Source organism: Actinomadura oligospora ATCC 43269, from assembly GCF_000518265.1.
Lineage (GTDB): Bacteria > Actinomycetota > Actinomycetes > Streptosporangiales > Streptosporangiaceae > Spirillospora > Spirillospora oligospora.
Window position 1 is genome coordinate 113397 of the sequence record NZ_JADG01000010.1, and the last position, 13636, is coordinate 127032.

A 13636-nucleotide genomic window follows, 5' to 3' on the forward strand; every position below is an offset into this window, starting at 1 on the left:
GTGGCCTACCACAGGTCTGGACGGTGCTCCGGCGCGAGACCGGAACACCGTGACACCCGACGAACGGCGGCCAGTCGACTGCCGTTCAGAGCAGGAGTGATGAAGATGAGTCCTCGTCTCGCCGCGGTCGTCCTGGCCGCCGCCAGCGCGCTGCCCATCACCTTGACGGCCGCCTCGGCCCACGCCACCGTTCGCACCGCCCCGACTGACATCTCCTTGCAGGAATGCCTGGCCGCAGGAGGCCATGCCAGTGCGGACGGTACGACGTGTGTGGGGGGCATTCTCGACGGCGTGAGGATCAGCTGACGACAGGACGAGCCCGCCCGGCGAAAGCGGTCGCGGCACGTGGCGCGCGGGTGGCTGGATGTGCGGGCGGTTGGCGCTCAGGTGCTGGGCGTGGGTGACGGCGCGTGCCCTGCCGGTGGACACGGACGTGGTGGATCTGGGCGTGTCGGAGCTGGTGACGAATTCCGTGCGGCATACCGCGTCCGGTCGTGAGGGTGGCGGTGTGGACGTGGCGATGCACATGGTTCACGCGTCGGAGGGGGTGTGGGCGAGACCGAGTGTTCCTTAGTGGCGAAGACGGTTGAGGGTGGCGGTCAGGTCGGAGGCGACCCGCCGGGCGCGGTTCTGCTGATCGACCGCTCGATCGTGGGCGTTCTCGTCGGCATCGCCATTGAAGGTGGTCACCAGCACCGTCACGTTCTGCACGCGGAGCAGGACGTAACTGGCGTCGACGGGACCGAGTGTGTCGTCGGTCGAGGCGTAGGCATCGTCGCCGAACGCGGCCCGTTTCCATGTCTTGCCGCCCGGACGGCTCCGCTTCACCTCGGCGAACGACCCACTCGCGATGGCGGTGGCGTCCCGTCTGATGGTCGGGTGGCACCATTGGAGATTGATCTCGGTCCAGTCGGGCTGCGCTTTCCTGGACGGCGCGTCGAGACGGCAGAGCCATTTGTCCAAGTCCGGGCCGGTTTGCACCAGTTGGCACTCGGATTCCTTGTTGGTGCCGTACCGCAGGGCCTTACGCAGCGCAGGGGACAGCAGTCGGCGCAGGTCGGGAGCGGACTGGATCTCACCTGGACGGAACGTCGGTTGCGCGGTGGGAGACGTCGGGGAGGGCGCCACGCGCCTCGGGGAGTCGGATCCTGAAGCGCAGCCCGTCACAGCGCTGAGCGTGAGCGCCCCGGCGAGTAGCAGTCCGGGTGCGTGGGGGCGGGAAAGTTTCACGTGAGCACGACGGATTCGCAGCGGAACTCCCTGATCAGGACGGGGCTGCCAGCAAGGGATGCTTGATTTCCAGCACGACACCGGCGCGCTGGCGGATGCGCACTGGGTTGGGACTAGGACGACGACCGGTTGCTGCGGGTTCCAGCGAATCAAGGCCCGAAAAGCCTGCGCTCAATCAGGGACACAAGAGTTGCGGCTCATAGCGACCATGCTGGCTGGGACACCTTGAACTCCGGCGAGTGATGTCGGCCTGCAGGCGGCTCAGCGTCAACCTCGCGGGGCCCGCTCGCCTTGTGACGGGCGGGCCCTACAGTGTGTGTCAGAAGTCTCGGCCGTCTTCGACGTAGTTGAAGACTTCCTCGTCGAACGGGCCGTGCCATTCGCCGTGTTCGTCGCGGAGGTTGAGTTCGGTGGTGGGGAGGGCGGTTCGCAGGCGGTCCATCATGGCGTCGGAGAGGTAGTGGTGGTGGAGGTCGAGGTGTTCGAGGTGGGTGAGGGGCTGGCCGGTGAGGAGGGCTTCGGCGCCTCGGTCGCTGAAGGTGCCTCGGGCCAGGCTCAGTCGGCGGAGGCGGGCGACTACGGGCGCGGTCGCGATCTCCTCGGCGATCTCGTCCTGGACGCCGCTGTTCTCCAGGGCGAGGGAACGCAGTGACGGCAGCCTCTCGCCCGTGAGGACGGCCCCCAGGTCGCGCTCGTCGGCGACCTCGACCCGATCGTCTTCGACGCCGAGCCACACGTCGAGGCGTTCCAGCGCGGGAAGGTCGCTGGCCGCGATCGCGCGTATGACCTTGCCCGGCAGGTTGCACGACTCCACCCGCAGCGTTCGCAACGCCTCGTGCCGGACGGGCTGGAACTCCAGGTCGAACTTCCCCCGGACGTCCAGCCGCTGGAGTTCCGGGAAGCGTTCGAGGACGGGCGTGAAGTCGTCGGAGCTCTGCAGGAGGTTGAAGTCCTCCTCGTGGCCGAGCGACAGGGCCCGCAGCCGGGGGAACCGGTCGGCGAAGCCGGTCAGGATCTCGGCGCCGGTCGGCCCGTCCCATCCGGGGAAACCGAGGAGAAGCGCGGTCACCTCGGTGCTGTCGACCTTGTCGAGGAACGACTCGAAGAGCTCGGAGAGCTCCGGCGGCCCGGAGATCTCGCCGACCAGATGCCAGGCCGCCTCGTTCGCGGCGACGCCGCCTTTATGGTCCGAAGAGAAGTCCACCACGGGCTGGCCGTGGAAGCTTTTCCGGCGTTCGCGCATCGACGTGTCCTCTTCCGCTGTCGTTCGGGAGCTTTCGGTGCAAGGGCAGTGCGTGTTAGAAGTCCCGGCCGTCCGCCACGAAGTTGAAGACCTCTGCGAATTCCTGCTGGGTCAGGGGGTGAGGTTCCAGATGCGGACGATGCCGTCCCGGCCGCCGGTCACGGCCACCGGACGGCCCTGGAACCAGGTCGTGACGACCGTCCTGCCGCTGCCCTTGTCGCCGTTCAGGACGGGGCCTTCCGGGAGGCCGGTCGCCAGGTCCCAGATGCGGGCGGTGCCGTCGTCGGCGCCGGTCACCGCGAGGGCGCGGCCTTCGACCGTGATGGTGTCGAGGGCCCGGATCGCCGAGTCGTGCGCCTTGATCGGGTCACCGGCCGGGAGACCGTCCGCGAGGTTCCAGCGCCAGAGCTCGCCCTCGGTGTTCGCCGCCACGACCATGGTGTCCGACAGGGCGACGGTGAGCAGTCCCGCACCGGTGAGCGTGTGGAGCGACTCGGCACGTTCCAGGGCGCTGACCTGGACCTCGTCGCGGGACACCGACGCGACGAGCAGCCGTCCGCCGACTCGGGCGACCACCGCGTCGTCCATGTCGTCGGAGTTCGCGGGAAGCTCCCGCCGCCGCTCCTCGAGCCACTCGGGGGAGGACGGGTCCCAGTCGAAGTGGTCGGGGGACACGCGGCCCGCGAGGAGGGCCAGGCGTCCGTCGAGGACGGTGGTGTCCAGGGCGTGGACGCCGGGGTGGCCGATCATCGCGCCGCTCAGCAGCTCGCCGCTCATCAGGTCCCACAGGGCCGGGCCCTGGTGGTGGCCGCCCGTCGCGACCACGACGCGTCCGCCGACTGCCTCGGCTCCGAGGAACATGAAGTCGGGCATGAGCGAGGGGTCGTCCTCGTCCTCGTCCTCTTCGTCGTCTTCCTCGTCGTACTCGCGGAGCCGGTCCAGAGGACGCTCGGTCCACTCGTCCTTGAGCGGCTCCCACGTCCAGACGTCGTCCCCGTGAGCGGTGCACACCACCAGGGGGCGGCCCTCGAACTCGACCACGGCGAGATCCTCGATGGTGCTCTCGGACGGCAGGGCCCCGCTGTTGAACAGACGTTCGATCGACATGCCGGACGATCGTAGTCACCCGTGGACGCTCTGTCTGGAAGATCAACATTTCGCCCGGTCGAGCAGGACGGCGGAGACGGTCAGCAGGGCCAGGCCCGCCCCGATCCACGGCAGGGACGCAAGCCCGGCGCCCGCGTTCAGGGCGGCGCCCGCGATGAGCGGGACGAGGCTGATGCCCAGCTGGAACATGGAGACGGTGGTGGCCCCGGCCAGCGTGGGCGCCTGCGACGCGAGCGTGAACACGCGTCCGTACAGGGCCGGGTTCAGGACGAAACCGGCGACCCCGAGCAGCAGCACCAGCGGGACGACGATGGAGGCCCGTCCGGCGAACGACGCGAGCAGCGCGGAGACCAGCGCGATGCCGACGGCTCCGGTCAGGAGGGCCTGGTGAGGGCGTCCGTCGGAGATCCTCCCGCCCCACGAGAGGCCGAGGAACGCGCCCGCTCCGAACAGCGTCAGGACGGCCGGGACCCACACGTTCGCGACGCCGGTGACGTCCCTCAGCAGCGCCGCCAGGTAGGTGTACGTGATCATGTACGCGGCGGTGCTCAGCAGGGTGGCGGCGAACACGACCCACAGCCGCGGACGGCGCATCGTGCGCAGTTCGCGGCGGACGCCCGGCTCGCCGCCCGCGCGGGTGGCGGGCACGGCGGCCCAGGTCAGGACGGCGCCCGCGCAGGTCAGGGCGGCGACGGCCCAGAAACCGCCGCACCAGCCGGTGAAGTGGCTCAGCAGCGCCCCGGCCGGTCCGCCGAGCACCATCGCGAGGCCGAGCCCGCTGACGACCACGCCGGACGCGCGGGCCGTCCGCTCCGGCGGGACGAGCCCGACCGCGCTGACCGCCGCGACCGCGAAGTACCCGGCGTAGGCGAGCCCGCAGACGAACCGGGTCACCAGGAACAGGGTGTAGCCGCTGGTCAGCAGGCCGGTCGCCAGGGCGGCGGCGAAGAGGAGCTGTGTGGCGACCAGGGTCGTCCGGCGTGGCCAGCGCAGCGTCAGGACGGCCAGGGGCGGCCCGCCGACGACCACGCCGATCGCGTACAGGGAGATCAGCCATCCGGCGGACGGCAGCGAGATCCGCAGGTCGCCCGCGATGTCCGGCAGGACTCCCGCGACCAGGAACTCCGAGCTGCCCATGCCGAACAGGCTGAAGGCGAGCAGGTAGACGGGCAGAGGAAGGACCCGGCGCGCGACGCCCGCCCCGGACGAGGAAGGGGCCCGTGACGGGACGGCCGGATCGGGTGCGGAAGGGGGCGGTGACGGAACGGCCGTCCGGTCGGAGTTGGGGGAGTGCATGCGCGGTTCTCCTGGATCCGGTGATCGACATCGGATCCAGGCTGATTCCGCGCTTCACGCAACGGCAATTGCCGTTGCCGAAACCGGGATGGCCGAACGGGTGGGTGTCAGATCCTGGCCCAGGCGTTCGCGCGTTCGCGCAGGCCGCCGAGGTCGCCGGTGGTGAGGACGTCCCCGATCAGCGGCGCGTCCGCGCCGAGGGCGACGGCTCCGGCGGCGAGGTACTCGTGGGCCTGGGCGAGCTTGATGCCGCCGACCGCGACGTACTTGGGCTCCGGGAAGGGCTGGCGCAGCGCGGAGATGTAGCCGGGGCCGACGCTGGCCGCCGGGAAGACCTTGACGTAGGTCGCTCCGGCGCGGTGCGCGTCCCAGACCTCGGTCGGGGTGAGCGCTCCGGCGTAGACCGGCACGCCGTGGTCGATGCCGTAACGGATGGCGTCCGTCATGACCCCCGGTGTGACCAGGAAGGACGCCCCGGCGGCGATCGCGTCGGCGGCGTCGGAGCGCGTGATGACGGTGCCCGCCCCGGCGCCGTCCAGGGCCTCGATCGCGGCGAGCGCGCCGGGGGTGGGCAGCTGGACCTCCAGCATGAGACCGGCGTCCATCAGGACGCGCGAGGCGGGAAGCAGGTACCGGTCGTCCGTTCCCCGCAGGACCGCGATCACACGTCCGCTCATGCCAGACCCCCGCCCACGTCAGAACCCGCCGCCCATGTCGGATTCTCCGCCCATGCTAGGCGTGCCGCTCGCGCCCCGGCCGCCGTCGCGGGCGTTGGCGCGGTTCACCGGACGACCTCCAGCAGCGCCCCGTCGAGCGGCCCGGCCTGGTCGCCCAGCGGACGGGACGCGGTGGTGACCAGCAGTCGTTTTCCCACGAACGCGCAGCTCGTCGGGTAGCGCACCGGGAGTTCGACGCGTTCCGCGAGGACGCCGTCCGGGGTGTGGGCGAGCAGGACGCCGCCGTTCCAGACCGCGACCCAGACCAGGCCGTCGTCGTCCACGGCGATGCCGTCGGGTTTGCCGGGACCGGCGATCTCCGTGAACACACGCCGTCCGGAGAGCGCGCCCGACGGATCGACGTCGAGGACGTCGACGCGTCCGGTCGGCGTGTCCACGAGGTGGAGGCGCGTGCCGTCCGGGCTGAAGCGGCTGCCGTTGGAGACGGTCAGCCCGTCCAGCACCGGGACGGGTTCGCCGCCCGGGTCGACGCGGTAGAGGCGGGCCACGCCCGGGGCGCCCATCGTGCCGATCCAGATGCGGCCCGCGTCGTCCACGACGCCGTCGTTGCAACGCTCCTCGCCCGGGCCCGCCGGGACGGTCGCGACCGTCCGGCCGTCCAGGAGGAGGTCGAAGCCGTGCGCGACGAGCGTCCCGCCGGACGTCGGCCAGACGAACGAGACGGGCGGCCCGACCGTCTCGGTCCCGGTGTGCCCGGACGCGAGGTCCGTGCGGTGGACGTGCCCGCTGCGGACGTCCACCCAGAGCAGGCGCTCGCCGTCCCACACGGGCGCCTCGCCGACCAGCGCCCGCACCGGCCCGATGGCCTCGATCACCGTTCCCGCCGCCCTTTCGCTCGCCTCCCCGGGATTCTGCTCCAGGGAGATCACGATTGGACGTCCGGCGCGTGTCCGGTTCCCGCGTCCGGTGTCAGGGGCGCGCGGGGTCCAGCCGGAACACGGTCGTGGACGCCGTGTGCGGCGCGATCTCCTCGAGCGTGGCGTCGGCCGCGAACGGCAGCTCCGGATCGACGTACCCGGCCTGCGGCAGGTAGACCGCCAGCGCCCGTGCCGCCTCCACGCCCTCGATCAGGGCGGCGGTGTAGCGGGCGTCCGTGCCGTCCGGGGCGTCGCGCTCGATCGTGCACGTCCCGGCCGCGGCGAGGTTGCGCACCCAGTCGCGGCGGCGGATCGCCGAGCACAGGTACAGGCGGCCGTCGAGCATCGTCACGTTGATGCCGAACGGCCGCGGCTCGCCGGAACGGCGTCCGAGGACGCTGACGACCCGCACCGCCGGTTTCCCCTCCTGGTACGGCTGCACGGGCGCGGCCCGAACCTCCCTGATCGCCTGCGCCGCCGCTGCCCGCCAGTCCGTCGGCTGCTCCATGACACATCCTCCCCACGATAAACCGGACCGGCGGTCCGGATTTCCCGCCCGGTACGATACGGACCACCGGTCCGGATAAGCAAGGGGTAACGATGACCAGACCCGAACACACGGACGCGCCCAATGCCGAACGACCGAACGCCGACCAGGCGGACGCAGTGAGCGGTGTGCTTCGCGGGGAGCGGGTGGAGGTGGCGGGCGGGGTGTCTCGTGGTGAGAGGGCGGACGCGGCGCGCAATCGGGAGGCGATCCTCGCCGCGGCGGCGGAGTTGTTCGACCGTCGGGACGTCGGCGCGGTGTCGCTCAACGACGTCGCCGCGGCGGCCGGGGTCGGCAAGGGGACGGTGTTCCGCCGCTTCGGCGACCGGACGGGCCTGATCCAGGCCGTCCTGGAACCGCGCGTCCGGACGCTGCGCGAGGCCGTCGAGTCCGGCCCGCCGCCGCTCGGGCCCGGGGGCGACCCGCGCGAGTCCCTGCACCGCTACGTCGACGCGCTGTTCGACTTCGTCCAGGCGAACCGCGGCCTCATCCGCGCCCTGGAGCACCGTGGCCCGGACGCCTACTACGCCAACGACGCGAGCCGGTTCTGGGTCGCCGAGCTGGGCCGCCGCCTGGCCGCCGTCCACCCGGGCGACGACGCCGAGTACCTCGCGCACGCCGTGTTCACCGCGCTCCGCGCCGACGTGATCGACTACCTGAGGGACGCCCGCGCGATGTCGCCCGAACGCATCCGCGCGGGCCTGCACCGCCTCAGCGCCGGGTCGGTCCCCCGTCCGTGACCGCGCCCGGCGCCCCACCGGACGTGCCGCCGGATGCCCCACCGGACGTGCCGTCGGACGTGGCACCGGACGTGGCACCGGACGTGCCGTCGGGCGTGTCGTCGGACGGGTTGCCCGACGGCTTGCTCTCGGTTGTGCTGCCGACGTGGCGGAGGGAGGGGTCGGCGAGGGTGGTGGCCAGGAACAACGCGGCGGTCACGACCAGCAGCCACGCCATGTGGTGCAGGCCCGTGGTCGTCGCGCCGTGGGGGAAGACCGCGGCGTTCGCCGCCGAGGCGGCCAGCGCGCCCAGGTACATGAACGTGCGCAGCAACCCGGCGGACGACCCCATGCGCTCCGGGTCGGCCTGCGCGTAGAGGGCGTTCTGGTTGGCGAGGCCCGTCAGCCCCTGCGGGACGCCGATGACGGCGCCGATCGCGAGCAGCGTCCAGATCGGGCTGGACACGTGGACGAGCAGCAGCGCCGAGACCCCGGCCACCTGGACGACCGACCCGACGAGGAGCTTGCGGCGCACCCCGGGGTTCCGCCCGGTGAGGGCGGTGACCCCGATCGCGGCCAGCGACAGCGGGAGCAGGAGCAGCCCGGCCGACGTCGACGATAACCCGCGCCCCTCCTCGAGCCACTGCGTGTACCCGTACAGGAACGCGTAGGACGTCGTGTACGCGAGGAACTGCCGCAGGTAGGTCGCCAGCAACGGACCGTTCCCGCGCAGGACGCGCAGGTCGATGAACGGTTCGGCGGACCGCAGCTCGCGCAGCGCGAACACCGTCCCGACCACGGCGGCGACCACGAGCAGGTACCACGCGCCGACGCGCGGACCCATCAGGAAGAACATGAAGGCGGTGAGCGCGACCGCGAACAGCGCGATGCCCGGCAGATCGATCCGGCGCAGCGCCGAGCCGACACCGGACGCGCCGCGAGAGCCCGACGCGCCGCGAGAGCCCGACGTGGCGCGGGTCCCAGACGTCGTGCGGGTGTCGGACGTGGCGGGGGTGGGGTGCGGGGGGCGTGGGAGCCAGATCCAGCCGAGGGTGAGGCAGGCGATCGCCAGGGGGACGTTGACGGTGAAGATGAGCCGCCAGCCGCCGAGGCCGATCAGCAGGCCGCCGAGCGTCGGTCCGATCACCGCGGTGACCTGCGCGGACGCCGACAGTGCCGCGAGGATCCCGGCGGGGCTCGTCCGGCCCGTCCGGTCGGACTCCGAGCGCAGCAGGGCCATGGACGCGGGGTAGGCCGCCGACGTGCCGAAGCCGAGCAGCACCCGGGACAGGACGAGCAGGCCGAGGCCGGGCGCGAGCGCGGCGACGAGTCCGGCGAGGCCGACCAGGGCCGACCCCGCGAGGTAGAGCGGACGCGGGCCGAACGCGTCGACGAGCCGTCCGATCACCGGCTGGCCGATCGCGGTCGCGAGGTACAGGCCGGTGACCAGCCACGCCGTCTGCGCGGGGGAGACCTCGAACGCGCGGCCGATGGGGATCAGCGCCACCGCGAGCATCGCCGAGTTGATCGGGTTCAGCACCGAACCCAGGATCATCGGGGCGATCAGCCTGCGGTCGAACCCGCCGCCGTCGCGCGCGCCCATGCCGGGCCACCTCCCCAAACTAGACAGCTCAGACTGTACACCTCGATATGAACAGTTTGAACTGACTGTTTGTTCCGGGCTGTGACCTCCCTGGTCAGCGTTGTTTCCTCATCGAATTCTCAGGTTCGGATCATCGACGGGAAAGATCGCACCGCGAACCTGCGGCCCATGGATCTGTCGCTCAAGCGCCGGACCCTCCTGGTCAACGGCACGCTCGTGGTGCTGCTGGCGGGCGGAGCCGGGATCGCCTACTTCACCCTCGCCGACGACGGCGCGGGCGCCACGCAGAGCCGGGAGCGCCTCACCACGGTCGCCCGCGGCACCGTCGAGGCCACCGTCTCGGCGTCCGGCTCGGTGGCCAGCACGAGACAGAAGGCCCTGGACTTCGGGACGGCGGGCACTGTCAGGCACCTGTACGCCAAGGCCGGGCACAAGGTCACCAAGGGCGACGAGCTCGCCCGCCTCGACCAGACCGACGCGCTGGAGAGCCTCCAGGCCGCCAAGCTCACCCTGAACGCCGCGGCCGACACGCTCAGCAAGGCGTCCTCGAACACCGCGAGCGCGCAGTACGCCAAGGTGTACTCGGACTGGGTGCAGGCCAAGCAGAGCTACCGCGCCGCCCAGGACCGGCTGTCCGCCACCGTCCTCAAGGCCCCCTTCAGCGGGACGGTCACCGAGGTCAACGGCAGCGTCGGCGACACGGTGAGCGGCGGCTCGTCCTCGTCCGGCGGGTCGTCGGGAAGCTCGGGCGGCACCGGCGGCACAGGCGGCTCCGGGAGTTCGGGCGGCTCCTCGGGCACCGGCGGATCCAGCGGCTCCGGCGGGTCCAGTGGGTCTGCCACGGGGTTCGTGACGCTGATCGACACCAGGTCGCTGGAGGTCGTCGCCGACTTCACCGAGGCGGACGCGGCCAAGCTGAAGGTCGGCCAGGACGTGACGGTCGGCTTCGACGCGCTGTCCGGCACGACCGCGTCCGGGACGATCGCCCAGATCGCGACCAGCCCGACGACCACCAACAACGTGGTGACGTTCGAGGTGACGGCCGCGCTGGACGACGTGCCGTCCGGGGTGCGGATCGGGCAGACCTCCACGGTGCAGGTCACCACCGGCCACGCCGAGAACGCGCTCTACGTCCCGAGCGCGGCCGTCCGGACGGTCAACGGCGTCAGCACGGTCACCGTGATGCAGAACGGCGAGCAGGTTCTGCGGACCGTCAAGACCGGCCTGCGCGGAAACCAGGGCACCGTGATCACATCCGGGCTGAAGGAGGGCGACCAGGTCGTCGTCGTGTCGGCCGCCACCTCGTCCGGCACCGGAAGGCAAGGCGGCTTCCCCGGTGGCGGGCCGGGTGGCGGAGGCTTCCCGGGCGGCGGCGCCGGAAGCGGGTTCGGCGGCGGAGGGCGTCGGTGACCGCCACCGACGCGACGCGCGCCCTCGCCGCCGGGCCGGGCGGCGCGGCGCCGCCCGTCCTCGACCTCCAGGCCGTCACCAAGGTGTACGGCACGGGCGACACTGCCGTGCATGCCCTGCGCGGTGTCACCCTGACCGTCGAGCGCGGCGACTACGTCGCGGTGATGGGCGCGTCCGGGTCCGGCAAGTCCACGCTCATGAACATCGTCGGCTGCCTGGACGTGCCGTCCGGCGGCCGGTACCGGCTGGACGGCCTGGACGTCGGCGGCCTCGACGAGCGCCGCCTGGCGATCCTGCGGAACCGCCGGATCGGGTTCGTGTTCCAGTCGTTCAACCTCATCCCGCGCATGTCCGCGCTGGCGAACGTCGAACTGCCGCTCGCCTACGGCGGGGTCCGCCGGGACGAGCGCCGCCGCCGCGCGCTCGCCGCGCTCGCCGAGGTCGGGCTCGCCGACCGGGTCCGGCACGAGCCGAACGAGCTGTCCGGCGGCCAGCAGCAGCGCGTCGCGGTCGCCCGCGCCCTGGTCACCGCGCCGACCCTGCTGCTCGCGGACGAGCCGACCGGCGCCCTGGACAGCGCGTCCACCGCCGACGTCCTCGCCATCTTCGACCGGCTCAGCCGGTCCGGCCGGACGCTCGTCGTGATCACCCACGAGGAGGAGGTCGCCGCGCACGCCAAGCGGGTCGTCCGGCTCGTGGACGGCCGGGTCGCGGGCGACCGGCGCCGCGTCCCGGTGGACGCGCCGCCGCCCGCTCTCGGCGCCTCGTCCACCGGGACGCCGCCCGAGCTCGGCGGCCTCCGGGAGGGCCCGCGATGATCTTCGAGGTTCTGCGGTTCGCGCTGCGCGGGCTCGGCGCGAACAAGATGCGCACCGGGCTCACCACGCTCGGCATCCTCATCGGCGTCGCCGCCGTGATCACCCTGGTCGCGGTCGGGAACGGCTCGTCCAAGGCGGTCCGCGACAGCATCCAGCGGCTCGGCGCGAACACCCTGACCGTCACCAAGTCCACCACCGGACGCGGCGGAGGCTTCGGCGGCCCGGGCGGCGGCGGATTCCGTGGTGGCGGCGGGTTCGCCGGGGCCCCGGGCGCCGGTTCCGGTTCCGGTTCCGGTGGCCAGGCAAGCGGTCCCCGCACCCAGGCCCGCGACCTGACGATGGACGACGCGAAGGCGCTGGTCGACAAGGTGAACACGCCCTCGGTGAAGAGCGCGTCGCCGGTCGTCAACGCGCAGCAGTCGACCATCACGTTCGGCGGTTCCAGCACCAGCGTCGGCCAGTTCGTCGGGACGACCCCGACCTACCTGGACGCCGCCGACCGGCGGATCCAGAGCGGCGCGGCGTTCACGGGCGACGACGTCACCCAGGGGCAGCGCGTCGCCGTGATCGGCAGCAGCGTCGCCCGCGACCTGTTCGCCGGAGTGAACCCCGTCGGGCAGCGGTTCACCGCCTCGGGCGCCGAGTTCACCGTGGTCGGGGTGCTGAAGGCGAGCGGGTCCGGATCGTCCGGCTTCCAGGACGCCGACAGCGTGGTGATCGCGCCGATCACCGCCGTCCGCGGGACGCTCGCGCCCTACGGCGGGCTGTCGCAGATCCTCGTCGAGGCGCGCGACGCGTCCAGGGTGGACAGCGCCCAGGCCGAGGTCACCGACCTGCTGAACCAGCGGCACGACATCACCGGGACGGCCGCCGCCGACTTCCAGGTGACCAGCCAGGCGGGCATCCAGTCCGCCGTGGCCGACTCCAACAGGACCTTCACCGTGCTGCTCGGCGCTGTCGCCGCGATCAGCCTGCTCGTCGGCGGCATCGGCATCACCAACATCATGCTCGTCACCGTCACCGAGCGGACCCGCGAGATCGGCATCCGCAAGGCGCTCGGCGCGCCGCGCGGCGCGATCCTCGGCCAGTTCGTCGCCGAGGCGACCGTGCTCAGCCTGATCGGCGGGCTGCTCGGCGTCGCGGCGGGCGTGATCTGCAGCCGGTTCACGATCGTCGGGGTGCAACCGGTGCTGATGCCGTCCTCGATCGTCCTCTCGCTCGGCGTCTCGGTCGCCGTCGGGCTGCTGTTCGGCAGCCTCCCCGCCCACCGCGCGGCCGGGCTGCGTCCCATCGAGGCGCTGCGCCATGACTGAATCCGGACCGCGCCATGACCGACCCAACGAAAGGCCTCCGATGAACGACGGCACCACCCCCGGCCCCACGCCCCTCCCGCCCCAGGGCCCCACCCCGACCCCGCCCGGCGGCCCAACTCCGCCCGGCGGCGGGTCGGCCCCGTCGCCGCGGTCGGAGGTGCTGGAGTCGTCCCCGTTCAAGGACGACCTGGACAAGGAACTCGCGGGCCGCGGCCCGAGCGGCCGGTCACCGAACAGCCCGACGCTCTACCTCGTCGCGGCCGTCCTGCTCGTCGCTGGGTTCGTCGGCGGGATCTTCACGGACAAGGCGATGTCGGACGGCAAGTCCGGATCGTCCGACAACCGCGCCGCAGGCGGCCCGAACGGACGCGGCTTCGGAGGAGGGTACGGCGGCGGCGGGTACGGCGGTGGCCGCAACGGCGGGGGCGGCTTCGGCGGGATGACCGCCGGAACCGTCACCAAGGTCGACGGCGACACCCTCTACCTGAAGACGAACGACGGCAAGACGGTCACGGTCAAGACCAACGGCTCTACCAAGATCCAGATCACCAGGGCAGGCACGGTCAAGGACCTCAAGACCGGCGAGACGCTCATCGTCCGTGGGGAGGCCGGCAGCGACGGCTCCGTGACGGCGACCAGCGTCAACGAGGGCGGCGGCTTCGCCGGACGCCGTGGCCAGGGCGGCGCGGGAGGTGACCAGGGCTTCCCGGGCGGCCCGCCCCCGCAGGGCGACTGACACCCGAAAACGCGCCGGAG

The 13636-nt window shown here is 72.2% G+C and carries 13 protein-coding genes; 5 read left to right on the forward strand and 8 right to left on the reverse strand.

What is annotated here, in order from left to right:
• Positions 1-570 precede the first annotated feature (570 nt).
• The 7 genes from P696_RS0116620 to P696_RS52515 form a co-directional block, all read right to left on the reverse strand.
• Positions 571-1128, reverse strand: a complete 558-nt coding sequence (locus P696_RS0116620) for a hypothetical protein (protein ID WP_026413223.1) — start codon at positions 1126-1128, stop codon at positions 571-573.
• Positions 1129-1549: 421 nt separating this feature from the next.
• Entirely contained in the window at positions 1550-2473 is a 924-nt protein-coding gene (locus tag P696_RS0116625) for a hypothetical protein (protein WP_026413224.1), read from the reverse strand.
• Positions 2474-2584: 111 nt separating this feature from the next.
• Complete coding sequence (locus P696_RS0116630) at positions 2585-3580, reverse strand: WD40 repeat domain-containing protein (protein WP_026413225.1); 996 nt, start codon at positions 3578-3580, stop codon at positions 2585-2587.
• 42 nt (positions 3581-3622) lie between these two features.
• Positions 3623-4876: an MFS transporter gene (locus P696_RS46020; protein ID WP_084337622.1), complete on the reverse strand. Its 1254-nt coding sequence runs from the start codon at positions 4874-4876 to the stop codon at positions 3623-3625.
• A gap of 107 nt (positions 4877-4983) precedes the next feature.
• On the reverse strand, positions 4984-5553 hold the full coding sequence (locus P696_RS46025; protein ID WP_034485313.1) for a bifunctional 4-hydroxy-2-oxoglutarate aldolase/2-dehydro-3-deoxy-phosphogluconate aldolase: 570 nt from the start codon (positions 5551-5553) through the stop codon (positions 4984-4986).
• 104 nt (positions 5554-5657) lie between these two features.
• Positions 5658-6482: an SMP-30/gluconolactonase/LRE family protein gene (locus tag P696_RS46030; RefSeq protein ID WP_051467757.1), complete on the reverse strand. Its 825-nt coding sequence runs from the start codon at positions 6480-6482 to the stop codon at positions 5658-5660.
• Between the two features lie 40 nt (positions 6483-6522).
• On the reverse strand, positions 6523-6978 hold the full coding sequence (locus tag P696_RS52515; RefSeq protein WP_051467758.1) for a hypothetical protein: 456 nt from the start codon (positions 6976-6978) through the stop codon (positions 6523-6525).
• 92 nt (positions 6979-7070) lie between these two features.
• Between P696_RS52515 and P696_RS0116655 the strand changes: the two genes are divergently transcribed.
• A complete protein-coding gene (locus P696_RS0116655) occupies positions 7071-7757 on the forward strand; it encodes a TetR/AcrR family transcriptional regulator (RefSeq protein ID WP_211245771.1) in 687 nt (228 codons plus the stop codon).
• Here P696_RS0116655 and P696_RS46040 read toward each other — a convergent pair.
• A complete protein-coding gene (locus P696_RS46040) occupies positions 7729-9339 on the reverse strand; it encodes an MFS transporter (protein ID WP_064744049.1) in 1611 nt (536 codons plus the stop codon). The genes P696_RS0116655 and P696_RS46040 overlap by 29 nt on opposite strands.
• A gap of 168 nt (positions 9340-9507) precedes the next feature.
• On the opposite strand from P696_RS46040, the gene P696_RS0116665 reads away from it, so the two are divergent.
• From P696_RS0116665 to P696_RS55955, 4 genes are read left to right on the forward strand one after another with little or no spacing between them, the layout of a single operon-like run.
• A complete protein-coding gene (locus P696_RS0116665; RefSeq protein ID WP_026413227.1) occupies positions 9508-10749 on the forward strand; it encodes an efflux RND transporter periplasmic adaptor subunit in 1242 nt (413 codons plus the stop codon).
• Positions 10746-11567, forward strand: coding sequence for an ATP-binding cassette domain-containing protein (locus P696_RS46045; protein WP_051467759.1), 822 nt, complete (start codon positions 10746-10748; stop codon positions 11565-11567). The genes P696_RS0116665 and P696_RS46045 overlap by 4 nt, the downstream gene beginning before the upstream one ends.
• Positions 11564-12880: an ABC transporter permease gene (locus P696_RS0116675; RefSeq protein WP_026413228.1), complete on the forward strand. Its 1317-nt coding sequence runs from the start codon at positions 11564-11566 to the stop codon at positions 12878-12880. Before P696_RS46045 ends, P696_RS0116675 begins: the two co-directional genes overlap by 4 nt.
• A gap of 40 nt (positions 12881-12920) precedes the next feature.
• Positions 12921-13616 (forward strand): DUF5666 domain-containing protein, encoded by a 696-nt coding sequence (locus P696_RS55955; protein WP_051467760.1) that lies wholly within the window; start codon positions 12921-12923, stop codon positions 13614-13616.
• Positions 13617-13636: the final 20 nt, after the last annotated feature.